The organism is Puerhibacterium sp. TATVAM-FAB25 (assembly GCF_046535855.1).
GTDB lineage: Bacteria > Actinomycetota > Actinomycetes > Actinomycetales > Cellulomonadaceae > Puerhibacterium > Puerhibacterium variabilis_A.
On the sequence record NZ_JAXUAK010000004.1, the window covers coordinates 178,194 to 200,945 of the forward strand.

At 76.9% G+C, this 22,752-nt stretch carries 24 protein-coding genes; 18 read left to right on the plus strand and 6 right to left on the minus strand.

Annotation, left to right across the window (positions count from 1 at the left end):
• Positions 1-54: 54 nt before the first annotated feature.
• Positions 55-219 (plus strand): DUF4177 domain-containing protein, encoded by a 165-nt coding sequence (locus U5M74_RS06200; protein ID WP_142988609.1) that lies wholly within the window; start codon positions 55-57, stop codon positions 217-219.
• Positions 219-698, plus strand: coding sequence for a RidA family protein (locus U5M74_RS06205; protein ID WP_410907154.1), 480 nt, complete (start codon positions 219-221; stop codon positions 696-698). Before U5M74_RS06200 ends, U5M74_RS06205 begins: the two co-directional genes overlap by 1 nt.
• Before the next feature lie 252 nt (positions 699-950).
• Here the strand turns inward: U5M74_RS06205 and U5M74_RS06210 are convergent, their stop codons facing one another.
• Entirely contained in the window at positions 951-1,586 is a 636-nt protein-coding gene (locus U5M74_RS06210) for a Crp/Fnr family transcriptional regulator (protein ID WP_410907293.1), read from the minus strand.
• Positions 1,587-1,949: 363 nt separating this feature from the next.
• On the opposite strand from U5M74_RS06210, the gene nth reads away from it, so the two are divergent.
• On the plus strand, positions 1,950-2,657 hold the full coding sequence (nth, locus tag U5M74_RS06215; protein ID WP_410907295.1) for an endonuclease III: 708 nt from the start codon (positions 1,950-1,952) through the stop codon (positions 2,655-2,657).
• 52 nt (positions 2,658-2,709) lie between these two features.
• Here nth and U5M74_RS06220 read toward each other — a convergent pair whose 3' ends face one another.
• Positions 2,710-3,657 carry an alpha/beta fold hydrolase gene (locus U5M74_RS06220; RefSeq protein ID WP_410907156.1) on the minus strand — a complete coding sequence of 316 codons (948 nt, stop codon included), beginning with the start codon at positions 3,655-3,657 and terminating at the stop codon, positions 2,710-2,712.
• An 83-nt stretch (positions 3,658-3,740) separates the two neighbouring features.
• A complete protein-coding gene (locus U5M74_RS06225; RefSeq protein ID WP_410907158.1) occupies positions 3,741-4,538 on the minus strand; it encodes a winged-helix domain-containing protein in 798 nt (265 codons plus the stop codon).
• 243 nt (positions 4,539-4,781) lie between these two features.
• On the opposite strand from U5M74_RS06225, the gene U5M74_RS06230 reads away from it, so the two are divergent.
• The gene (locus U5M74_RS06230) at positions 4,782-5,510 is read left to right on the plus strand and encodes a hypothetical protein (protein ID WP_410907160.1); all 729 of its coding nucleotides are present in this window, start codon (positions 4,782-4,784) and stop codon (positions 5,508-5,510) included.
• Positions 5,511-5,552: 42 nt separating this feature from the next.
• Here the strand turns inward: U5M74_RS06230 and U5M74_RS06235 are convergent, their stop codons facing one another.
• A complete protein-coding gene (locus U5M74_RS06235) occupies positions 5,553-6,209 on the minus strand; it encodes a YceI family protein (protein ID WP_410907162.1) in 657 nt (218 codons plus the stop codon).
• 261 nt (positions 6,210-6,470) lie between these two features.
• Here U5M74_RS06235 and U5M74_RS06240 point away from each other — a divergent pair, with 261 nt between their 5' ends.
• The 3 genes from U5M74_RS06240 to U5M74_RS06250 are packed head-to-tail and all read left to right on the plus strand — an operon-like array spanning position 6,471 to position 9,476.
• Positions 6,471-7,070, plus strand: coding sequence for an FABP family protein (locus U5M74_RS06240; RefSeq protein ID WP_410907164.1), 600 nt, complete (start codon positions 6,471-6,473; stop codon positions 7,068-7,070).
• 16 nt (positions 7,071-7,086) lie between these two features.
• Positions 7,087-8,304 carry a YgfZ/GcvT domain-containing protein gene (locus U5M74_RS06245; RefSeq protein WP_410907166.1) on the plus strand — a complete coding sequence of 406 codons (1,218 nt, stop codon included), beginning with the start codon at positions 7,087-7,089 and terminating at the stop codon, positions 8,302-8,304.
• A 14-nt stretch (positions 8,305-8,318) separates the two neighbouring features.
• Positions 8,319-9,476 (plus strand): FUSC family protein, encoded by a 1,158-nt coding sequence (locus tag U5M74_RS06250; protein WP_410907168.1) that lies wholly within the window; start codon positions 8,319-8,321, stop codon positions 9,474-9,476.
• Here the strand turns inward: U5M74_RS06250 and U5M74_RS06255 are convergent.
• A complete protein-coding gene (locus U5M74_RS06255; protein ID WP_410907171.1) occupies positions 9,463-10,506 on the minus strand; it encodes an acetamidase/formamidase family protein in 1,044 nt (347 codons plus the stop codon). The genes U5M74_RS06250 and U5M74_RS06255 overlap by 14 nt on opposite strands.
• A gap of 136 nt (positions 10,507-10,642) precedes the next feature.
• Here U5M74_RS06255 and U5M74_RS06260 point away from each other — a divergent pair, with 136 nt between their 5' ends.
• The 8 genes from U5M74_RS06260 to U5M74_RS06295 all read left to right on the plus strand — a co-directional run bounded on the left by U5M74_RS06260 (position 10,643) and on the right by U5M74_RS06295 (position 16,497).
• Complete coding sequence (locus U5M74_RS06260) at positions 10,643-10,945, plus strand: type II toxin-antitoxin system Phd/YefM family antitoxin (protein WP_410907173.1); 303 nt, start codon at positions 10,643-10,645, stop codon at positions 10,943-10,945.
• A 13-nt stretch (positions 10,946-10,958) separates the two neighbouring features.
• Complete coding sequence (locus U5M74_RS06265; RefSeq protein ID WP_410907175.1) at positions 10,959-11,384, plus strand: type II toxin-antitoxin system VapC family toxin; 426 nt, start codon at positions 10,959-10,961, stop codon at positions 11,382-11,384.
• A 10-nt stretch (positions 11,385-11,394) separates the two neighbouring features.
• Positions 11,395-11,709 (plus strand): DUF2516 family protein, encoded by a 315-nt coding sequence (locus U5M74_RS06270; RefSeq protein ID WP_410907177.1) that lies wholly within the window; start codon positions 11,395-11,397, stop codon positions 11,707-11,709.
• Positions 11,706-12,725, plus strand: a complete 1,020-nt coding sequence (locus U5M74_RS06275) for an asparaginase (protein ID WP_410907179.1) — start codon at positions 11,706-11,708, stop codon at positions 12,723-12,725. The genes U5M74_RS06270 and U5M74_RS06275 overlap by 4 nt, the downstream gene beginning before the upstream one ends.
• A gap of 24 nt (positions 12,726-12,749) precedes the next feature.
• On the plus strand, positions 12,750-13,175 hold the full coding sequence (gene dtd, locus U5M74_RS06280; protein WP_069984002.1) for a D-aminoacyl-tRNA deacylase: 426 nt from the start codon (positions 12,750-12,752) through the stop codon (positions 13,173-13,175).
• Between the two features lie 73 nt (positions 13,176-13,248).
• Positions 13,249-14,286 carry a S66 peptidase family protein gene (locus U5M74_RS06285; RefSeq protein ID WP_410907181.1) on the plus strand — a complete coding sequence of 346 codons (1,038 nt, stop codon included), beginning with the start codon at positions 13,249-13,251 and terminating at the stop codon, positions 14,284-14,286.
• A 119-nt stretch (positions 14,287-14,405) separates the two neighbouring features.
• Entirely contained in the window at positions 14,406-14,846 is a 441-nt protein-coding gene (locus U5M74_RS06290; RefSeq protein ID WP_410907183.1) for an OsmC family peroxiredoxin, read from the plus strand.
• Positions 14,847-14,973: 127 nt separating this feature from the next.
• Positions 14,974-16,497, plus strand: coding sequence for a M20/M25/M40 family metallo-hydrolase (locus tag U5M74_RS06295; protein WP_410907185.1), 1,524 nt, complete (start codon positions 14,974-14,976; stop codon positions 16,495-16,497).
• A 10-nt stretch (positions 16,498-16,507) separates the two neighbouring features.
• Here U5M74_RS06295 and U5M74_RS06300 read toward each other — a convergent pair whose 3' ends face one another.
• On the minus strand, positions 16,508-17,587 hold the full coding sequence (locus U5M74_RS06300) for an NAD-dependent epimerase/dehydratase family protein (protein ID WP_410907187.1): 1,080 nt from the start codon (positions 17,585-17,587) through the stop codon (positions 16,508-16,510).
• Between the two features lie 283 nt (positions 17,588-17,870).
• Between U5M74_RS06300 and U5M74_RS06305 the strand changes: the two genes are divergently transcribed.
• From U5M74_RS06305 to U5M74_RS06315, 3 genes are all read left to right on the plus strand, one after another.
• On the plus strand, positions 17,871-20,846 hold the full coding sequence (locus U5M74_RS06305) for an FAD-binding and (Fe-S)-binding domain-containing protein (protein WP_410907297.1): 2,976 nt from the start codon (positions 17,871-17,873) through the stop codon (positions 20,844-20,846).
• A 112-nt stretch (positions 20,847-20,958) separates the two neighbouring features.
• Entirely contained in the window at positions 20,959-22,065 is a 1,107-nt protein-coding gene (locus tag U5M74_RS06310) for a GNAT family N-acetyltransferase (protein WP_410907189.1), read from the plus strand.
• 59 nt (positions 22,066-22,124) lie between these two features.
• A complete protein-coding gene (locus U5M74_RS06315) occupies positions 22,125-22,745 on the plus strand; it encodes a nitroreductase family protein (protein ID WP_410907191.1) in 621 nt (206 codons plus the stop codon).
• Positions 22,746-22,752 lie beyond the last annotated feature (7 nt).

Consider the following 22,752-nt stretch of genomic DNA (forward strand, 5'->3'; position numbering starts at 1 on the left):
ACGCCCCGGCCTCCCGGGCGCACCTGGCCGCGGGGCCGCGGCTAGCCTGAGCGCATGGCAACGACGTGGGAGTACGCGACGATCCCCCTCCTCATCCACAACACCAAGGCGATCCTCGACCAGTGGGGCGCCGACGGCTGGGAGCTCGTGCAGGTGGTGCCGGGCCCTGACGGCACGGGGCTCGTGGCGTACCTCAAGCGCCCGACCGGCGGCGAGTGATGGCGGCGGCCACCCCGGAGGCGCGCCTCGCCGAGCTCGGGATCGAGCTGCCCGACGTCGTCCCGCCCGTCGCGTCGTACGTGCCGGCGGTGCGCTCCGGCCGCTACGTCCACACCTCGGGCCAGCTGCCCATGGTCGACGGCGCGCTGCCCGCCACGGGCAAGGTCGGCGTCGGCGAGGGCCTCGTGGACCCCGAGGACGCCGCCGGCTACGCCCGGCAGTGCGCGCTCAACGCGCTGGCCGCGGTCCGCTCGCTCACCGGCTCCCTCGACCAGGTGGCCCGAGTGGTCAAGGTCGTGGGCTTCGTCGCCTCCGACCCGACGTTCACGGGCCAGCCCGCGGTCATCAACGGCGCATCGAACGTCCTGGGCGAGATCTTCGGCGACGCCGGCGTGCACGCCCGCTCGGCGGTCGGCGTGGCGGTCCTCCCGCTCGACTCCCCGGTCGAGGTCGAGCTCCTGGTCGAGCTCGCCGAGTAAGACCGCCAGTACGCCAAGTCCCGACTCCCACGGGCCGCGCCGCCGTCCAGGACGCGGCGCGGCCCGCCTGCTGAGCTGCCGCACCGACGCGGCGGGAAGCCTGCGAACCGACGGAGCGCGACAACGGGGCCTTCGACGCCCGGTCGTATCCGTCCCGAAGTGGAGCGCCCCCTGGGGCGCGTGGACGCGACCGGGCGTCGAAGGCCCTGTTGTCGTGCGGCCCCGCGCCGAACCGCGCGAGCCACAGAGAGATCAGCGCGCCCGGCGCTCCAGGCGGTCCAGGTCGAGCAGGACGACGGCACGGCCCTCCCGCCGCACCCAGCCCCGCGAGGCGAAGTCGGCCAGCGCCTTGTTCACGGTCTCGCGCGAGGCGCCGACGAGCTGCGCCAGCTCCTCCTGCGTGAGGTCGTGCGCCACGCGCACGCCGTCGTCGGACGGCTCGCCGAAGCGGGTCGACAGGTCGAGCAGCGCCTTGGCGACGCGGCCGGGGACGTCGGAGAAGACGAGGTCGGCGAGCGTCTCGTTGGTGCGGCGCAGGCGGCGCGCCAGCGCGCCGAGCAGGTGGGTGGCGACCTTGGGGTGCGCGTTGACCCAGGCGACGAGGGCCTGGTGGCGCAGCTCGTAGACGACCGAGTCGGACACCGACGAGGCCGAGGCGGTGCGGGGGCCCGGGTCGAACAGCGACAGCTCGCCGAACATCTCGCCGGGGCCGAGGATCGACAGCAGGTTCTCGCGGCCGTCCGACGAGCGGCGGCCGAGCTTGATCTTGCCCTGCGCGATGACGTAGAGGCGGTCGCCGGGCTCGCCCTCGCGGAAGAGCACGTCGCCGCGGGACAGCTCCACGGGGACCATGGAGTCCAGGAGCGCACGCGTCTCCTCGTCCTCCATGTCGGCGAAGAGGGGGGCGGAGAGCACGACGGTGGTGTCGTCCACGGGGCTTCCTCACGTTCTCGGGACCGTCGTGCGGTGCACCACCGGGGCGGTCCTGGTGTCGATGGCTTGTGTTCCAGTTCTCAAGTTTGCCTCACATCCACGCGGACGCAGGTCACACCCGCCCGGTACGGCGCCGTCCGGGCGGGCGGCGCGCCCGCCGAGGTCCCGGGCGCCGGTGTCCGGGGGCCTCGCTACGCTGCCCGTGTGCCGCCGTCGAAGTCGTCGAAGCCGACCGCACGCCCGTCCGCCGCCTCGGGGCCGCCCGAGGCGTCCGGGCCGGACGGCGCGCCCACCCCGACGGGCGAGTCCCGCCTCGCGCTGGTGCGCCGTGCGCGGCGGATCGACCGGGAGCTGGCGGCGGCCTACCCGGACGCCCGCGCCGAGCTCGACTTCACCACGCCGCTCGAGCTGCTCGTGGCCACGGTGCTGTCCGCGCAGACCACGGACGTGCGGGTGAACGCGACGACGCCCGAGCTGTTCGCGCGCTACCCCGACGCCGCCGCCTACGCGGCGGCGGACCCGGAGGAGATGGAGCAGATCCTCAAGCCGCTGGGCTTCTTCCGTGCCAAGACGCGGTCGCTGATCGGGCTGGGGCAGGCGCTGGTGGAGCGGTTCGACGGGGAGGTGCCGGCGCGGCTGGAGGACCTGGTGACGCTGCCCGGCGTGGGGCGCAAGACGGCCAACGTGGTGCTCGGCAACGCGTTCGGCGTCCCCGGCATCACGGTGGACACGCACTTCGGCCGCCTGGCCCGCCGCTTCGGGTGGACCGAGTCCGAGGACGCGGTCAAGGTCGAGCACGAGGTGGGCGAGCTCGTGCCGAAGAAGGACTGGACGATGCTCAGCCACCACCTGGTGTGGCACGGGCGGCGGGTGTGCCACTCGCGGCGCCCGGCGTGCGGGGCGTGCGTGGTGGCGCGCTGGTGCCCGTCGTACGGCGTCGGCGAGACCGACCCGGAGGTGGCGCGCACGCTGGTCAAGCCGGGCCCGACGCCGTCGCCGTCGACGCCGCAGCCGCCGCACGCCTGACGGCCCGCGCCGCGGACCGTCCGCGCCGCGGGACCATCGTTGCCGAGGGACGTCAGCGCGGGGCGACCCGCTCCAGCCAGCCGAGCAGCAGGGCGTTGACCCGGGCGGGGGCCTCCTCGGGCAGGAAGTGCCCGGCGCCCTCGACCACCTCGAACCGGTAGTCGCGGGCGAGCGCCGCGCCGTCGGCGTCGGCCAGCCGACGGCGCAGCAGGCCGTCCCGCGCGCCGTGCACCTGCAGCGCCGGCACGGGCACGCCGCGGCGCACCGCGGACAGGAACCGGCGACCGTCCAGCCGGGGCGTCGAACGGACCAGCCACCGCACCTGCTCCAGGGCGGCGTGCGCGGCGAACGGGATGCGCATCGCGGTGCGGTACAGCTCGACCTCCTCGGCGGGCCGCGCGGCGGCGGCGCCCGTGGTGAGCAGGCGCTCGACGAGGTCGGCCTCCCGCAGCCCGCGCTCGGGCAGCGTGGGGACCTGGGCGAGCGCCACCATGCGCAGCGCGGCGGGGGTCAGCAGCCGGCGCACCGACGCGTGCAGCCGCGCGGGGTGCGGGGCGGACAGCGCGGCGACGGCGGTGGTGACCGCCGGCTGGAGCGTGGCCATCGACCAGGCGACGGTGCCGCCGGTGCCGTGCCCGACCACCACGGCGCGGTCGTGCCCGAGGGAGCGGATCACGCCGGCCACGTCGCGGGTGCGGGTGGGCACGTCGTAGCCCGACGGCGGCTTGTCGGACGCGCCGGTGCCGCGCAGGTCCATCGCGGCGACCCGGTAGCCGGCGTCGGCCAGCGCGGTCACCTGGTGGCGCCACGCCCACCAGAACTGCGCCGTCCCGTGCAGCAGCACCACGAGCGGCGAGCCGTCCGCGTCGCGGTCGTGGGTCGGCTCCGGCCCGGCGAGCGCCACGTGGAAGCGCGAGCCGTTGGCGGCGACGAACTCGTGCCGCCACGGGCCGTCGACGAGGACGGCGGAGTAGTCGGCGACCTCCAGCGCGTCGCTCATCGCCCCGCCCCCGCGGCAGGCAGGGGGGAGGGCACGGCGGCGAGCGGAGCGATCACGCCAGGCAACCTACCCGGCGGGCCGGGTCAGGGGCGGGAGGCCACCGCTCGCGGGCCGGTCGTGCGGGCCGGCGCGTCGGGGCGGCGGGCGGGGCCGCCGTCGGTGGAGCCGTCGACGTCGTCGCGGGCCTCGGCGTCGAGCTGGGCGCGGTCCTTCGGCGGGTCGAACCGGTAGCCGACGTTGCGGACCGTGCCGATGAGCTGCTCGTGCTCCGGGCCGAGCTTGGCGCGCAGGCGCCGCACGTGGACGTCCACGGTGCGGGTGCCGCCGTAGTAGTCGTAGCCCCAGACCTCCTGCAGCAGCTGGGCGCGGGTGAACACGCGGCCCGGGTGCTGCACCAGGTACTTGAGGAGCTCGAACTCCTTGTAGGTGAGGTCGATCGGCCGGCCTCGCAGGCGGGCGGTGTAGCCGCCGGCGTCGATGGCGAGGTCGCCGGCGGAGATCTCCTGCGGCGACTCCTCGGCCGGGCCGCGCGCCGAGCGCTCGACGACCAGGCGCAGCCGCGCCTCCACCTCGGCGGGGGAGGCCGTCTCGAGCAGCAGGTCGTCCGCGCCCCACTCGTGCGTGACGACGGTGAGGCCGCCCTCGGTGAGGATGAGCACGAGCGGCACGGTGAGCCCGGTGGCGTGCAGCAGCCGGCACGTGGTGCGGGCGGCGACGAGGTCGCGCCGCGCGTCCAGCAGGACGACGTCCGAGTCCGGCGCGTCGACCAGGGCCGACGGCTCCATGGGCAGCACGCGGACGCGGTGGGACAGCAACCCCAGGGCGGGCAGCACCTCGACCGACCCGCCCGTCGCGGGGGTGAGGATCAACAGCTCTGCCAACGCGCACCTCCTCCCGGTGTCGTCGGGCCGGGTGCCGGCGGCGCCGTGCACGAGTCCCGACACACCTGTGTGATCCCGGGCAGTGTGCCCCGGACCACGTTACGGGCACATTACGCGTCGTTTTCGTGGACGGTCGCGGCGGCGCGGCGGGCCCGCCCGCGTGCCCCCGGCGTCACACGGGCGATGCGCGCGCGACCCACGGGCGGGCGGGACCGGGCCGCCGGGTCCGGGATACTCGTCCCCGTGACCGTGACCTCCCGCGCCGTGACGACCGCCGTCCTCGCCGCCGTCGTCGCCGCCGCGGCGTACGCCGGGACGCCGGCGCTCGTGGCCGTGGCCGTGGTGCTCGTGGCGGGCCTCGCCGCGGGCGCGCCCCGCCTGGTCCGCTCGCCGGCGCCGGGCGGCGCCTCCGTCGTCCTCGCCCTGGCCGGCCTCGGAGCCGTCGGCGTGGCCTGGCGCACCCAGGGCGAGCCGGTGCTGCGCCACCTGCCGCTGGTCGTGGCGATGGCGCTGATGCTCGCGTTCCTCGCCGAGATGCTGCGTCGCGACGGGCGCCCGCGGCTCGTGGAGTCGGTCAGCGGCACCGTGACCGGCGCGGTCGTCGCCGTGGCCGCGGCCGGCTGGGTCGCCACCGGGCGCACCGAGGAGGGCACGGCGCTGGTCGTCGCCGCGGCCGCGGCGCTCGCCGGAGCGGCCGCCGTCTCCGCGATCCCGGCCGGCCGGGTCGCCGCCGGCGCCGCCGTGGTCGCGGCGGGCGGGATCGGCGCCGCCGCGGGGGCCGTGCTGCCCGCGCTCGACGTCGTCGTGGGCCTCGTCGCCGGCCTGGTGGCCGGGGCCGTCGTCGCCGCGGTGCGCCTGCTGCTCGTCCGGCTGCCGGAGCTCGCGGGGCGGCGGGCCGGCATCGCCGGCGCCGTGGTGCCGGTGGCGGTGGCGGGCGTGCTGGTCTTCGCGGTGGGACGGGTGCTCGCCTGAGCACCACCCCCGGGTGAGCGCGGCGGCGGGGCCGCGGCGGCGTCAGCCCGCCTCGCGGATCGCCTCGCCGGCCAGCTCGATGCGCACCGTGCGGGCCACGAGCACGCCGCCGGCCTCGAGCGCCATGTTCCAGCGCAGGCCGTAGTCCTCGCGGTCGATCTCGCCCGTGGCGCTGAAACCGAACACGTCCTCGCCGGTCGGGGTGCGCCGGGCGCCGCCGAACTCGGCGTCGAGCGCGACGGGACGCGTCACGCCGCGGATCGTCAGCTCGCCGTGCACCACGAACGTCGTGGGCTGCGCGGGCTCGGGCGTGGCGGCCCTGCCGGGCGTGCGGCCCTTGAGCCGCGCCCAGGCGAAGATCGGGTCGGCCTCCGGCGCCTTCCACGCCACGCGCGTGCTGACGAAGTCGATCGTCGGGTGGTTCGCCACGTCGAGGAAGTCCGCGCTGCGCAGGTGGGAGTCCCGGTCCGGCTGGTGCGTGGTGATCGAGTCGGCCCGGATCTTCGCCACGACCTGGGACTGCAGCGGGTCCTCGGCCACGCGGACCACCGCGGTGCCCTCGCCGAACTCGCCGCGCACCGCGGAGACCATCATGTGCGTCACCTGGAAGCCCAGGCGCCGGTGCGCGGGGTCCAGCGTGAACGTGCCGGGCGTCGGGATGACGAGGCCGTTCCACGTCCGCAGGGGCAGGTCGGTCATCAGGCGTCCCCCGGGGTCGAAGGTCCCCCGCCAGTACACCACCGCACGCCGGCGACCACCAGGGACAGCGTCCTGCCACCTCCGGTGGCGGGCGCGCGGGTGACCACCGCCACCGGGCCCGCACCGCCGGCCGGACGCTACGATCGGAGCCATGTACTCCGGTCTCGAGGCGTTCTTCATCGGCCTGCTCGTCGTCACGTCGGTGACCATCGTGTGGTTCGCCGGCTACGTCGTCTACAAGCTGTTCCAGGGTCAGCGCTGATGCCCTTCTCCTTCCCCGAGGGGCTCGCCCCGGAGGTGTACCCGCTCGCGTGGCTCGTGGGCCGGTGGCGGGGCGAGGGAGTCATCGAGTACCCCGGGATCGAGACGACGGCGTTCGTCAACGACGTCGTCTTCGACCATGACGGCGGGCCGTACCTGCGGTACGAGTCGACCATCCGGGTCCTCGACGCGCAGGTGCCCGAGACGGTGCCCGACGAGGGGGAGTGGCCGGCGTCCGTGGCGGACGGCCCCGAGCCCGGCGCGGCGGCGGAGGCCGGCGCCGGCACGGTGTGGTCCACCGAGACCGGCTACTGGCGCGTCTCCAGCGACCGCCCCGAGGGCATGGACGACGAGAAGCACGCCCTCGAGGTGCTGGTGGCGGACGCCTCGGGCCGCATGAGCCTGTTCCTCGGCATGGTCGGCAACGGCCGCATCGACCTGGCCACCGACTTCGTGGCCCGCACGTCCACGGCGGCCGAGGTCGGCGCCGCCAAGCGGCTGTACGGGCTGGTCGAGGGCCAGCTCATGTGGGTGGAGGAGCTCGCCGCGTTCGGCCACCCGCTCGGCTCGTACGCGTCCGCCCGCCTCGACCGGGCCTGAGACGCCGGAGGCACCCGTGACCGTCGTGCAGCAGACCCCCGAGACCCCCCGCCCGTACGCGAGCCCGCTGCTCGCGCGGCGCGGCGCCGTCGCCGCGGCCGGGCCGGACGCCGGCGTCGCGTGGCACTACGGCGACCCCGTGGCCGAGCAGCGCGCGCTCGCCCGCGGCGGCGCCGTCGTCGACCAGTCCCACCTCGGCGTGGTGCGCGTGGCCGGCCCGGACCGGCACCGCTGGCTGCACGACATCACCTCCCAGCAGCTGGCGGACCTCGCGCCGCGCACCTCCACCGAGACGCTCGTGCTGTCCCCGCAGGGGCACGTGGAGCACGCCGCCGCGGTGGTCGACGACGGCGAGGCCACGTGGCTGATCACCGAGCGCGACCACGCGGCGCCGCTGGCCGGCTGGCTGGACCGGATGCGGTTCATGCTGCGGGTCGAGGTCGCCGACGTCACCGACGACTGGGCCGCGCTCGGCGAGGCCGTGGCCGGCGAGGGCGCCGAGGGCGAGCCGCTGACCTGGTGGGACACCTGGCCGCGGGTCGCCGCCGGCGGCACCCGGTACGGCCCGGCCGAGGCGGAGCACCCGGGCATGCAGCGCCCCTGGCGCCTGGTGCTCGTGCCGCGCGCGGACCTGGCCGCCGAGGTGGCCGCCCGCGAGGCGGCGGGCTGGCGGCTGGCCGGCACCTGGGCCACCGAGGCGCTGCGCATCGAGGCGTTCCGCCCGCGCCTGGCCCGCGACGTCGACCACCGCTCCATCCCGCACGAGGTCGACTGGCTGCGCACCGCCGTCCACCTGGAGAAGGGCTGCTACCGCGGCCAGGAGACCGTGGCGCGCGTGCACAACCTCGGCCGGCCGCCGCGCCGCCTGGTGTTCCTGCACCTGGACGGGTCGGTGCACGTGCTGCCCGAGCCCGGCGCCGAGGTGTTCGTGCGCGGCGCCGACGGCGCGCCGGAGGGCCGCGCGGTGGGCACGCTGACGTCCGTGGCGCGCCACCACGAGCTGGGCCCGGTCGGCCTGGCCGTCGTGAAGCGGAACGTGCCGGAGGACGCCGAGCTCGTCGTCGTCGGCGTCATCGGGGCCGACGCCGAGGGCGCGGGCGGCGAGCAGGTGACGGTCGCCGGGGCGCAGGAGGTCGTCGTGCCGGGCGACGGCGTCTCGGCCGACCGTCCCGAGCCGCGCGGGCCGCTCATGCGCGGGCTCGGTGCGCCCGGCGGGCACCAGAGCCTGCTGTGAGGTAGACCGGCCGCGTGACCCCACCGCACCCCGTGCCCGCCACCGGCCCCGGGACCGAGCGTCCTGCCCCCGCCTCCCGGCTCGCCCGTGCGGTGGTCCGGCGGCTGGTGGTGCGCTCGCGGGTGCGCCAGGGCTGGTCGCGGGTCCGGGCGTCGTTCTGGCCCGTGCTCCAGGCGTCCCTCGCCGCGGGCGTGGCCTACGGCATCGGCCTGTACGTGCTGGGCCACGAGATGCCCTTCTTCGCCGCCATCGCGGCCTGGGTGTGCCTCGGCTTCTCGTTCGAGCGCGAGCTGCGCAAGATCGCGGAGGTCGCCGTCGGGGTGGCCGTGGGCGTCGGCATGGGCGACCTGGTGGTGCACCTCATCGGCGCGGGCTGGTGGCAGCTCGTCACCGTCATGTTCGTCTCGGCCCTGCTCGGCCGGTTCATCGACCGCGGGGCCGTGCTCGCCTCGCAGGCCGGCACGCAGGCGATCGTCGTGGCCGGGCTGCCCATCCTCAGCGGCGGGCCGTTCGGGCGCTGGGCCGACGCGCTCGTCGGCGGCCTCGTGGCCCTCGCCGTCGCGCTGCTGACCCCGGGCGACCCGCGCCGCGCGCTGCGCACCGCCGGCGCCACCGCCACGAACGCGCTCGCCGACACGCTGCGCATGGTCGCCACGGCCCTGCGCGAGGCGGACCCGGAGGGGCTGCAGGCCGCGCTGGTGCGCGGCCGCGCCGCCGAGCCCGCCCTGCAGGACTGGATGGAGTCCGCCCACCACGCGAGCGACCAGGCGCGCGTCTCGGTCAACCGGCGCCACCGCGACGAGATCGTGCGGCTGGAGAAGCAGGCGGTGCTGGTGGAGCGGGCGATGCGCAGCGTGCGGGTGCTCGCCCGGCGCGCCGCGGCCACCGTGGCGCTCGTGGACCTCGAGCACCTCGAGCCGATGGCGGACCTGGTCGACCGCTACGCCGTCGCGGTGGGCGAGCTGGCCGCCGCCGTCAGCCGCGGGACCGACCTGGGCGCCGCGCGCGCCGCGCTCGAGGCGGTCGCCCACGACGCCGACCCGCACGTCCTCGGCGCGGGCGCGTGGGAGGTGCAGGCCCTGGTGATGCTGGTGCGCTCGCCGGTGGTCGACACCCTGGAGGCCACGGGCGCCACGGGGCAGGAGGCGCGGGCGGCGCTCACCGAGCTGTGACCCGGCCGGCCAGCAGCGCCTTCGGCACCGACGCGGTGACCAGCTGGTTGCCGTCCACGGCCTCGGCCACCACGAAGTCGACCGCGATGCTGCACAGTGCGTAGGCGTCGGCGGCGGACAGCGCGCCGTCGGTCTTCTCGCGCAGCAGCGCGATCGCCTCGGTGACCGCGATGCGCAGGGCGACGTCGAGGTCGGCGTGCGCGCCCATCGCCAGGTGCCGGTCCGGCGTCTCGACGCGCGGCCACGTCAGCCGCAGGTCCTTGCGCACGGTGAACCTCGCGGTGAGCGCCATGGAGTGCTCGACGGCGGTCTGGTTCACCTCGCCCTGGCCCTGCGCGCCGTGCGTGTCGCCCACGTAGAACTGCGCGCCGGGCTGGAACACCGGCAGGTACAGCGTGGAGCCCGCGGTGAGGTCCTTGACGTCCATGTTGCCGCCCCACCGGTCGGGCGGGTTGGCCGAGACGACGCCATCGGCGGGCACGGCGTCGTCGGGCGGCGCGACGGCCATGATGCCCGCGAACGGCGCGGCCGGGACGCGGATGCCGTGGCCGAACCCGTAGTGGGTGCCGGCCTCGTCGAGGCGCAGCAGCCGCACCGACGGCGCGTCGAGCAGGTCCGGCAGCACGCCGGCGCCGTGCCCGCTGGCGTTGACGCCGTAGCTCACTCGCGGGGCGACGTCGAGCACGTCCACCTGCAGCACGTCCCCGGGCTCGGCGCCGGCCACGTGCACCGGTCCGGTGAGCACGTGCCCCGAGGACCCCGGCGTGCGCGGCACCGCGGCCACCTCGACCAGCTCGGGCAGCACCTCGCCGGCGGGCACCCCGAGGGCCGCGAAGTACGCCAGCGGCCCGCCCGGCGCCGCCGCGCCCGCCTGGTTGACGGCGTCGATGCGCACCACGGCGCCCGAGCCCACCTCGAGCGCCGGGTCGCGGCGGGCGGGGAACCAGCCCCACAGCGCCGTGGCCGGCGACGTGGGCAGGACGGCGTCCACCGCGGCGAGCACGGGGGCGGGGCGGGCGGAGAGCGACACGGGGCCTCCGAGGGGTGCGGCGGGGCGGGCGGGAGGAGACGGCGGGGTAGCGGACGGCGCCATCCTGCCCGACCAGGGCCCGGCCACGGGCCGCGGCCCTGGTGGCGGCCGGTCCCGGACGGTACGGTCCCGTGCCATGGAGGTGCCCGTCAGCGCGCTGCGCGCCGAGCTCAAGTCCTGGATCGAGAAGGCGCGCGCCGGCGAGGAGGTGGTCATCACCGACCGCGGCGTGCCCGTCGCGCGGCTCACCGGCGTCGCGACGGCCGACCTCGTGTCCGGCCTGGTCCGCGACGGCCTGCTGACCAGCGCGCAGGCGCCCCGCCCGGCGGTCGACGTCGCCGAGACCGCCGACGGCGGCGCCCCCGTCCCGGCCGGCGTGCGCGGGCCCCGCGGCGGCGCCGCCGGGCTCGCCGGGCTCGTGCGCCGGATCCGGCGCTGAGGAGGACGCCGACATGGCCCTCGTCTACTTCGACGCCTCCGCGCTGGTGAAGCTGCTGCTGCCCGAGCCGGGCACGGCGCTCGCGGCCGCGCTCTTCGCCCGCGCCGACGTCGTCGTCACCAGCCGCATCACCGACACCGAGGTGCGCGCCGCGCTCGCCGCGGGCGAGCGCGCCGGGGTCGTCAGCCCCGAGGAGCACGACGCCGCCCGGGCCCGCTGGGACGCCGTGTGGCCGTCCCTGCACGTGGTCGAGGTGGGCGACGACGTCGCCCGGCGGGCCGCCGACCTGGTCGGCGACTGCCCCGTGCCGCTGCGCTCCGGCGATGCGCTGCACGTGGCCTCGGCGCTCGCCGTCGCGCACCCGGACACCGTCGTGGCCGCCTGGGACGAGCACGTGGCCGGTGCCGCGCGCTCCCGCGGCCTGCGGGTGGTCCCGTAGGCTCTCGACCGTGCTCGACCTCTTCCGCGGGTTCGTCGTCCTCATCATCTCGCTCGCCGTCCTGGTGGTGGCGGTGATCGCGCTGCTCGACGCCGTCCGCCGCCCCGAGCGCGCGTTCGCCTCCGAGGGCAAGCTGACCAAGAAGAAGTGGCTGCTCATCCTGGGCGCGGGCGCCCTGTTCGCGCTGCTCGGTGCGCTGGGCCTCATCGGCATCGTGCTGAACATCGTGGCCATCGCTCCGGCCGTCATCTACTGGGTGGACGTGCGGCCTGCCATCAAGCCGTACGGCACCGGCCGCCCGCGCAACCAGGGCCCGCAGTGGTGAGCGGCGCCGCGGCCCCCACGGTGGCCGACGGCGCCGGCCTGCTGGCCGAGGTGGTGCGCGGCGACCTCGTGGAGTCGGTGCACCTGGGCCACCTCGTCGTCCTCGACCCCGCCGGCGCGCCCGCCCTGGCGGTGGGCCGGCCCGACGCCGTCGTCTACCCGCGCTCGTCGCTCAAGCCGCTGCAGGCGGCCGCGATGCTGCGCGCCGGGCTCGACCTGCCCGACCGGCTGCTCGCCCTCGCCGCCGCGAGCCACAACGGTGAGCCGGCGCACCTCGACGGGGCGCGCGAGATCCTCGCGGGCGCGGGCCTGGGCGTCGACGCCCTGCGGAACACCCCCGACCTGCCGCTGCACGCGCCGTCCGCCCTGGCCTGGCAGCAGGCCGGGCACGGCCCCGAGCCGCTGACGCAGAACTGCTCCGGCAAGCACGCTGCGATGCTCGCCACGTGCGTCGCCGCCGGCTGGGACACCGCGACGTACCTCGCCCCGGAGCACCCGCTGCAGCAGGCGGTGCGCGCCGAGGTGCTCGACCTGACCGGCGACGACCCCGCCGCGCTGCACCCCACGACCGACGGGTGCGGCGCGCCCCTGCTCGCCACCACGCTCACCGGCCTCGCGCGGGCCTTCGCGCGGCTGGCCGCCGACGCCGCCGGCCCGGGCGGGCGCGTCGTGCGCGCGATGGCCGCCCACCCCGAGATGGTGGCCGGCACAGGCCGCGACGCGACCGCCGCGATGCGCGCGATGCCCGGGCTGGCCTGCAAGGACGGCGCCGAGGGCGTCTACGCCGGCGTGCTGCCGAGCGGCGCCGCCTTCGCGTTCAAGGTGCTCGACGGCGCGGGCCGGCCGCGCCCGGCGATCCTCGCCGCGGTGCTGCGGGCCGCCGGCGCGCTCGACGTGGACGGCGCGGACGCCGCCGCCCTCGACGCGCTCGGCGACGTGCCGGTGCTGGGCCACGGGCGGCCGGTGGGCGGCGTGCGCGTGCCGTTCGCCGACGTCGCGGTGGGGGCCTCGGCGTGAGGGCGGCGGCGTGAGGGCGGCGGTGTGAGGGCGGTGGTGCAGCGGGTGACGCGTGCCAGCGTCACCGTCGACGGCGAGGTGGTCGGCGCGATCGACCGGCCGGGCGTCGTCGCGCTCGTCGGCGTGACGCACGACGACGGGCCAGCCCAGGCCGACACGGTCGCGCGCAAGATCGCCGAGCTGCGCATCCTGCGCGACGAGCGGTCGGTGGCCGACGAGAAGGCCCCCGTGCTGGTGGTCAGCCAGTTCACGCTCTACGGCGACGCCCGCAAGGGTCGCCGGCCGTCGTGGTCCGCGGCGGCTCCCGGCGACGTGGCCGAGCCGCTCGTGGACGCGGTCGTCGAGCGGCTGCGCGAGCGCGGCCTCGAGGTGGCGACGGGGCGGTTCGGCGCCGACATGGCGGTGGAGCTCGTCAACGACGGGCCGTTCACGGTGCTCGTCGAGGCCTGAGCCCGGCCGCGGGAGCGGCGGCGCGCCGCCCGACCGCGTTGCCGCCCGTCGCCGCGGCGGGCAGGGTGCGGGCATGACGATCAGCCACCCGCGCCCGCTCCGGCCGGGCGACATCGTCGGCGTCACCGCGCCGTCGTCGGGCGTGCCCGCACGTCTCGCCGGCCGCCTGGACTTCGCCGTCGAGCGCCTGCGCGCCTCCGGCTACCCGGTGCGCCTCGGTGCGGCCCTGCGCTCCGACGGCATCGTCAGCGCGCCGGCGCCCGTGCGGGCCGCCGAGCTCATGGCGATGCTCACCGACCCGGCGGTGCGCGCCGTCGTGCCGCCCTGGGGCGGCGAGCTGGCGATCGACCTGCTGGGCCGCATCGACTGGGACGCCCTCGCCGCGGACCCGACCTGGCTCGTCGGGTTCTCGGACCTGTCCACCCTGCTGCTGCCGCTCACGCTGCGCACCGGCGTCGCGACGCTGCACGGGCACAACCTCATGGACTCCCCGTACGCCCCGCCGGCCGGGCTGCTCGGCTGGCTCGACGTCGCCACCGCGGCGCCCGGCGCGACGCTCGAGCAGACGTCCCCGCGCGTGCACCGCGGCCAGGGCTGGGACGACTGGGAGGCTGACCCGACGCCCACGGAGTGGGTGCTCGACACGCCGGGCGCATGGGTGCGGCTCGACGCCGGCGCCGGCCCGGACGAACCGGTCGACGTCACCGGCCGGCTGATCGGCGGGTGCGTGGAGACGGTCGCGTTCCTCGCCGGCACGCCCTACGGCGACGTGCCCGGCTTCGCCGCCGCGCACGCCCCGGAGGGCCTGGTCGTCTACCTCGACGTCTACGGGTGGAACGCCAGCGACGTCGGGCGGGCCCTGTGGGGGATGCGGCACGCCGGGTGGTTCGACGCCGCCAACGCCGTGCTGGTCAGCCGCACGCGCGGCCCGGCGTTCGAGGACCTCACCCAGCACGACGCCGTCCGGGACGCGCTCGGCGACCTGGGCGTCCCGGTGCTGGCGGACGTCGAGTGCGGGCACGTGCCGCCGTACCTCGCGCTGGTCAACGGCGCGGTGGCACGGGTGCGGCACGACGCGACGGCGTCGTCGGTGACGCAGACGCTGGCGTGAGGGGTGGTGCAGGAAGGGCGACCGACCCGGCGGGACCGGCGGCACGGCGCTACGGTCGGAACCGACGCCGTCGTGCCGCGGGCACGGCGGTGACCCCGACCCCGAGCGAAGGAGCAGTCATGGCCACCCGTACCGCACGCACCGCCTGGAGCGGCACCCTCAACGAGGGCTCCGGCCAGGTCGAGCTCAGCAGCTCCGGCACCGGCACGTTCGACGTCTCGTTCCCGCGCCGCACCGCCGACCAGGCCGAGGGTGTCACCAGCCCGGAGGAGCTCATCGCCGCGGCCCACACCTCCTGCTTCGCCATGCAGTTCTCCGGCCTGCTCGGCAAGGCCGGCGGCACGCCTGAGCAGGTGGAGGTCACGGCGGACGTCACCGTCACCCCGGTCTCCGGCGGGCTGCAGATCTCGAAGATCGCGCTCAAGGTCCGCGGCTACGCCTCCGGCGTGGACGAGGCGACGTTCCGCAAGACCGCCGAGGAGGCCAAGGACACCTGCCCGGTCTCCGTGGCGCTGAAGAACGTCCCGGAGATGACGCTCGACGTCGAGTACGAGGGCTGACGCCGACCGGCACCCGCCCCGACGGGCCCGCACCGCCGACGGTGCGGGCCCGTCGTCGTCCGCGCAGCATGGGAGGTGGCGCCGCCGACGGCGACGCCGCACGGCCACCGCGGCGGAAGGGGCCACCGTGCCGTCCCAGCCCAGCTCCGAGCACGACACCTCCGAGCACGACACCTCCGACGGGCGGACCGCCGACGGTGGCGACACCCTCGACGACGCCGTCGCCGCCTACCTGGAGGCCGACCGGACCCACATGATCGACCGGCTCGCCGAGTGGGTGCGGATCCCCTCGGTGGCCGGGGTCCCGGAGCGGCGGTCGAACCTGCTGCGGTCGGCCCACTGGCTCGCGGGCGAGATGCGCTCGATCGGGTTCCCGGTCACGGAGATCTGGCACGCGGACGAGGGCGAGGCCGTGCACGGCGCGTGGTGCGACGCGCCCGGTGCCCCGACCGTCCTGGTCTACAGCCACCACGACGTGCGCGCGACCAAGGAGGAGAACTGGGACCAGACCTCGCCGTTCGACCCCGTCGCCCGGGACGGCCGCCTGTACGGCCGCGGTAGCTCGGACGCCAAGGGACAGGTCGCCGCGCACCTGTGGGGCGTGCGCGCGCACCTCGCCGCGACCGGGCGCACCAGCCCGGCGGTGAACCTCAAGCTCCTGGTCGAGGGGGAGGAGGAGGCCGGCTCGCCCGGCCTCGCCCGGCTGCTCGACGAGCACCGCGAGGAGCTGGCCGCCGACCTGGTCGTCTTCTCCGACACCCTGCTGTGGCGCACCGACCACCCCGCGGCCTGCACGAGCGTGCGCGGCATGCTGGGCGCGCGGCTGGAGGTCTACGGTCCGTTCACCGACATCCACAGCGGCGCGGTCTCGGGGGCGGCGCCCAACCCCGCGATCGAGCTGGGTCGTCTGCTCGGGCAGCTCCACGACGACCGGGGGCGGATCACCCTGCCCGGCTTCTACGACTCCGTCCCGGACCTGCCGCAGGAGCGGCGCGACGAGCTGGCGAAGCTGCCGTTCGACGACGAGGACTGGCTGGCCCGCTCCCACACCCGCAGCGTGGGCGGCGAGGCCGGCTACACGGTGCTGGAGCGCCTGTGGGAGCGCCCCGCGCTGGAGGTCATCGCCATGACGGCCGGCGATCCGCGCGGCGTCTCACGGGCGGCGATCCCGTCCATGGCCTCCGCCGACCTGAGCATCCGCACGGTCGTGGGGCAGTCGGTGCACGAGGTGGCCGACCAGCTGCGCGCCTGGGTCGACGAGCGGGTCGACGGCCGGTTCGGCCACGAGCTCACGGTCTCCATGCCGACCGCCCAGGAGGCCTACCGCACGCCGGAGATCCGGGCCCTCGGCACCCTCGTCGGCGCCATGGCGAAGGGGTTCCGCGTCGACGTCGACGCGGTGGGGCGGATGGGCAACGCCGGCGGGGGCCCGGCGGACCTCTTGGCCACGGCGGTCGACGCGCCGATCCTGTTCTTCGGGACCGGGCTGGTCGAGGACAACTGGCACGACAGCGACGAGAGCGTGCGCTTCGACGTCCTCGCGGCGGGGGCGGCCACGACGGCGCACCTGTGGAGCGCTCTCGGGGCGATGACGCCCGAGGAGGCGCTGGCCGCGGCGACCGGCGCGGCCGCCGGCGCGACGACGGACTAGCTGTACCCGGTCACTTCTCCGCGGACAGCGGCGGCGTCGTCGTGCCCCGGTCGTCCAGCAGCGCGTCGACCATCTCCAGCACCGCCTGGCGGGTGGTGCGGCCGGGCGCCCAGCCGAGCTCCTCGCGCGCCCTGGCCGCGTCGAGCACCGGCGTCGCCATCGCCATGTCGAGCCAGCCCTCGCCGACCGCCACGAGCCGCAGCCGCCACGCGAGGGCCAGGGCGGCCCGGACGACGGCGGGCGGCAGCTCGACGCTGCGCCCGCCGGCCAGCAGGTCCGCGAGGTCCTGGCCGGTGAGGACCTCGTCGGCGGCCAGGTTGAACGTCCCGCCCTTGCGCTGCACCACGGCCGCGCGGATCGCCTGGGCCGCGTCGTCGGCGTGCATCGCCTGCAGCCGCACCCCGGCCGGCAGCGGGAGCACCGGGAACCGCGGGCGGGTGCCGGAGGCGCCGGACCCCGACCGCCCGGCCAGCCGCACGACGCGCGACGCCAGTCCGCCGAGGAAGATGCCCGAGACCTCCGCGCCGGCCGCCGCCTGGAACATCAGGGCGGGCCGGAACCGGGTGACCGTCACCTCCGGGTGCTGCGCCTCGAGGCCGTCGAGCAGCTGCTCCTGGGCCGCCTTGTCCACGGAGTAGTCGGACGTGGGGATCCCGCGCGCGGGCCACGACTCGTCGACGAGGCGGCCGTCGGGCGGGCCGGGGGAGTAGGCGCCGACGGACGAGACCACGACCAGGTGCGGCACCTCGTTGCGCACGACGGCGTCGAGCACCGCCCGGGTGCCGCCCACGTTGACGCGCTTCTGGTAGCCGCGGTCGTGGCTCGGCTGGATCGCCCACGCGAGGTGCACGACGGCGTCCGCGCCCGCGAGGGCCTGGTCGAGCCCACCGCGCACGTGGTCGGCGGTGCCGACGAGGTTCACGCGCACCCACTCCGCCCGGTCGTGCGGGTAGCCGACCGTGCTGCTGCCGTCGGCGCGCGGCACGCGGCGCGCCACCCCGACGATCGAGGTGACCGCGGGCTCCTCGGCCAGCGCCCGCAGCACCGCCGTCCCGACGTTGCCGCTCGCTCCCACCACGACGACGCGCATCGACGCTCCTCCCGGGCCGGCGCCCGGCGCGCCGGCGACCTCGCCTGTGGCGACGCTAGCCGCGGCCGGGGCGGCCCGCGCGCGCGACGACGCGCGCCGGCGCGGGCGGGTCGGCCAGGCGCGTCACCAGGCACGTCGCGAGCCCGCGCGCACGCATCGCGGACGGGGCTCGGACGGGCCCCGGCGCCGGTGCGACAATCGGCGCGTGGTTGCTCCCAGCGTGACGAGATCGACGGCCGGCGACGGGCGGGGCGCCGCCGCCCCCGGCGCGGACCTCGAGGCCCTGCGCGCGGCCGAGAGCGCGGCCGCGCAGGCGCGCGAGGCCGTGGCCGACGCGCTGCGCACCGTGGTCTCCGGCGAGGTGACCACGGGCGCCCGGCGCCGCGCGGAGTACTCCACCGACGCGTCGAACTACCGCGTGGTGCCCGACGTCGTCGTGCAGCCCCGCAGCACCGACGAGGTCGCCGGCGCGCTGGCCGTGCTGCGCGAGCTCAAGGTGCCCGTCACGGCCCGCGGCGCCGGCACGTCCGTGGCCGGCAACGCCGTCGGCCCCGGCGTGGTCGTCGACTTCGCCCAGCACCTGAACGAGGTCGTGAGCATCGACCCCGAGGCGCGCACCGCCGTCGTGCAGCCGGGCACCGTCATGTCCGTGCTGCAGAAGGCCGCCGCCCCGCACGGGCTGCGGTTCGGGCCCGACCCGTCCACGCAGAACCGCGCCACCCTCGGCGGCATGATCGGCAACAACGCCTGCGGCCCCCACGCGGTGGCCTACGGGCGCACCGCCGACAACGTCGTCGAGCTCGACGTCGTCGACGGGCGCGGGCGCCGTTTCACCGCCGGCGCCGGCGACCCCGAGTTCACCGCCGTGCCGGGCCTCAAGGAGCTGGTGCGGGAGAACCTCGCCCTCATCCGCACGCAGTTCGGCCGCTTCGGCCGGCAGGTCTCCGGCTACTCGCTGGAGCACCTGCTGCCCGAGAACGGGTCGGACCTCGCCAAGGCCCTGGTGGGCACCGAGGGCACGTGCGTCACCGTGCTCGGCGCGACGCTGCGGCTCGTGCCCGTGCCGGAGCGGCCCACCCTCGTCGTGCTCGGCTACCCGGACATGCCCGCCGCCGCCGACGACGTCCCCGCGCTGCTGGGGCTGAGGCCGCTGGCGATCGAGGGGCTCGACGCCCGCCTGGTCGAGGTGGTGAAGAAGGCGCAGGGCGAGACGCGGGTGCCGCCGCTGCCCGAGGGCGCCGGCTGGCTGATGATCGAGGTCGGCGGCGCGACGCAGGAGGAGGCGCTGGCGACCGCCGAGCAGGTCGTCGCGGCGTCGACCGCCCTGGACTCCGAGATCCTGCCCGCCGGGCCGGCCGCGACCGCGATGTGGCAGATCCGTGCCGACGGCGCCGGCCTCGCCGGCCGCACGCCGGCGGGCGAGCAGGCCTGGCCCGGCTGGGAGGACTCCGCCGTGCCGCCGGAGAAGCTCGGGCCGTACCTGCGCGACCTCGAGGCCCTGATGGCCCGCTACGGCGTCGACGGGCTGCCCTACGGCCACTTCGGCGACGGCTGCGTGCACCTGCGCATCGACATCCCGCTCGAGGCGTCCGGGTCGGTGCTGCGCACCTTCATGACCGAGGCCGCCGACCTCGTGGCCCGCTACGGCGGGTCGCTGTCGGGCGAGCACGGCGACGGCCGCGCCCGCTCCGAGCTGCTGCCGGTGATGTACAGCCCCGAGGCGATCGCGCTGCTCGAGCGGTTCAAGGCGCTGTTCGACCCCGAGAACCTGCTCAACCCCGGCGTGGTGGTCACGGCCGCGGGCACGCCGGGGTCCTCGACGGCGCGCCCGACGGCGGGCGCCGGCGCGGCCGGCGGCCGCACGCAGCTGCGGGTGGCCGCCGTCGACGAGGACCTGCGCCGCCCGAGCGCGCCGCGCACCCCGTCCGCCGGCGGGTTCTCGTTCCGCCACGACCACGGCGACATGACCACCGCGGTGCACCGCTGCGTCGGCGTGGGCAAGTGCCGCGCCGACACGCGCGGCTCGGGCGGGTTCATGTGCCCCAGCTACCTGGCCACCAAGGACGAGAAGGACGTCACCCGCGGCCGCGCGCGCGTGCTGCAGGAGGCGGTCAACGGCAGCCTGGTGCACGGCTTCGCCAGCCAGGAGGTGCGCGAGTCGCTCGACCTGTGCCTCAGCTGCAAGGCCTGCTCCTCCGACTGCCCCGCCGGCGTCGACATGGCCCAGTACAAGTCCGAGGTGCTGCACCGGACGTACAAGGGCAAGATCCGCCCGATCGACCACTACTCGCTGGGCTGGCTGCCGCGGTGGGCGCGGCTCGCGGGCGGCATGCCGCGGCTGATCAACCGGGTGCTGGAGAAGCCCTGGGCCGCCAAGGCGGTGCTGTGGGCCGGCGGCATGGACACCCGCCGCTCGATGGTCCGCTTCGCCGAGGTGCCGTTCCGCACCTGGTGGGCGCGCGGCGGCGCGACGCACGGCGTGCCCGGCCTGCCGCTCGGGCAGACGCCCGGCCGCGCGGGCCGCGCCGGGGAGCGGCCCAAGGTCGTGCTGTGGACCGACTCGTTCAGCGACGCGCTGTCGCCGTCGGTGCCGCAGGCCGCCGTCACCGTGCTCACGGCCGCCGGCTACGACGTCGTCGTGCCGGACCGCCAGGCGTGCTGCGGCCTGACGTGGATCACCACCGGCCAGCTCGACGGCGCGAAGAAGCGGCTGACGCACCTGCTCGAGGTGCTCGCCCCGTACGCGGTCAACGGCATCCCGATCCTGGGCCTGGAGCCGTCGTGCACCGCGGTGCTGCGCTCCGACCTGCCGGACCTGCTGCCGGACGACCCGCGCGCGCACGCCGTCGCCGCGGCCACCCGCACCGTGGCCGAGCTGCTCACCTCGCCCGAGACGGCGCCCGGCCCCGAGACGGGGTTCCGCATGCCCGACCTGTCGGACGTCAAGGCCGTGGTGCAGCCGCACTGCCACCACCACTCGGTGATGGGCTACCAGGCGGACGAGCGGCTCCTGCGCGACGCCGGCGCCCAGATCGAGGTGCTGGCGGGCTGCTGCGGCCTGGCCGGGAACTTCGGCATGCAGAAGGGCCACTACGAGGTGTCGGTGGCCGTGGCGGAGAACGCCCTGCTGCCCGCCCTGCGCGGCGCCGAGCCCGGCACGGAGTACCTCGCCGACGGCTTCTCCTGCCGCACGCAGGCGCTGCAGCTGGCGGACGTGGAGGGCAAGGCGCTCGTGGAGCTCATCGCCGAGCGGCTGTGAGCCGAGGTGTGACCCGCGTGACCCGCGTGACCCGCGTGCGACGCGTGTGATCCGTGCCCGGGATGCGGGCCTCGGGTACGCGCTGCGGGCACGGGCGCCGTACGCTGCCGCGGTGACCCTTCAGCTCGTGCCCTTCCCCGCGTCCCGGTACGCCGACTGGCGGACCGCGCAGGTGGAGCTGCGCTACCGCCGGCAGTTCCTGCCCCTGTGGGGCGACGAGGCGACCGCCCGCGAGCGCGCCCTGGCGGCCGTCGACCAGCTCGCGCCGGTCGACGGCCTCAGCGGGACGCAGCTGCACCTGGTGATCGACGACGAGGGCGAGGCCGGCTGGGTGTGGACCGTGCGCCACCCCGGCGACCTGCTCGTGCTCGACGCCGAGGTGCGCGCCCCCGCCGACGCCCTCCTGCCCGTGCTCGAGGCGCACGCCCGCGCCGGCGGCGCCGACGTGCTCCTCGTGGACCGCATGGACCACGCCGCCACGACGACGGCCCTGACCGCCGCCGCCGGCTTCCGGCCCGCCGGCGTGACGATGGTCCTCGACCTCGGCGACCCCGGCACGGTGGAGGCGCCGGAGGCCGCCGGCGTGCGCCTGGTGCCGATGAGCGAGGAGTCGTTCGACCGCTACGTGGGCGGCGCCGTCGCCGAGTACGCCGAGGTGATCCACTCCGCCGGCGCCGGCACCTGGGACGAGGCGCTCGACCGCTCCATCCGCGACTACCGCGTGCTCCTGCCCGAGGGCCTCGGGTCCCCGCAGCAGGCGCTGTTCGACGTCGTCACCGCCCCCGCGCCCGACACCGAGCCGCTCGCGGTGGGCGCCGGCGCCCCGCCGCTCGTCGGCGGGACGATCGGGTCGGCCGGCGCGGCCGGCGCGGTCGGTGGGCTGGCCGCGGCGTCGGCGGCCGTGCCGGCCGGTGCCGCCGTCGTCGACGCCGCCGGCGAGCAGGTCGGCGCCGTCTGGCTCGGCCTGCGCCCGCCGGCCGCCGCGTTCGTCTACGACGTCCACCTGCGCCCGGAGGCGCGCGGACGGGGCCTGGGCCGCGCCGCCATGGAGGCCGCCGCCGCCTGGTGCCGCACGCAGGGCATCCGGGTGCTCGGCGCCAACGTGCAGGGCAGCAACGTGGCGGCCCGGGCGATGTACGAGTCGCTCGGGTACCGGCCCGTGGTCGAGGAGCTGGCGCTGCCGCTCGCGCCGCTGGCACCGGTCACCGGCCCGCGCTGACGGACGGCTCTTCGGACGGCTCGACGGGTGGCGGCACGGGGCCGCGGGGCGGGGTGACGGTGGAGTTCCAGGACGTCGTGCGCCGGCGCCGGATGGTGCGGGCCTTCACCGACGAGCCGGTCGCGCCCGAGCAGGCCGACCGGCTGCTGCGCAACGCCGTGCGCGCGCCGAGCGCCGGGTTCACGCAGGGCTGGGCGTTCCTGGTCCTCGAGAGCCCCGAGGAGCGGGAGCGGTTCTGGTCCGCGGCCACGCCGCCGGCGGGCCGCGACATGGGCGACTGGCTGCGCGGCATGCGCACCGCGCCGCTGCTCGTGGCCGTCCTGGCCTCCAAGGCGGCCTACGTGGGGCGCTACGCCGAGCCCGACAAGGGCTGGACCGACCGCGACGAGGCCCGGTGGCCGGTGCCGTACTGGCACGTCGACGCGGGCATGGCGGCGCTGCTGATCCTGCAGACCGCGGTCGACGAGGGCCTCGGCGCCTGCTTCTTCGGCGTGCCCGGGGACCGGCTGGAGGCGTTCCGCGCGGCGTTCGACGTGCCGCCCGAGTGGGCGCCGACGGGCGTGGTCGCCGTCGGGCACCCGGCCGACGGCGGGGCCGCGGGCTCGCCGTCGCGGCGCCGCCGCAAGCCGCTCGACGAGGTGGTGCACCGCGGGCGGTTCGGCGGGCGGCCCCGCGGCTGAGGCCGCG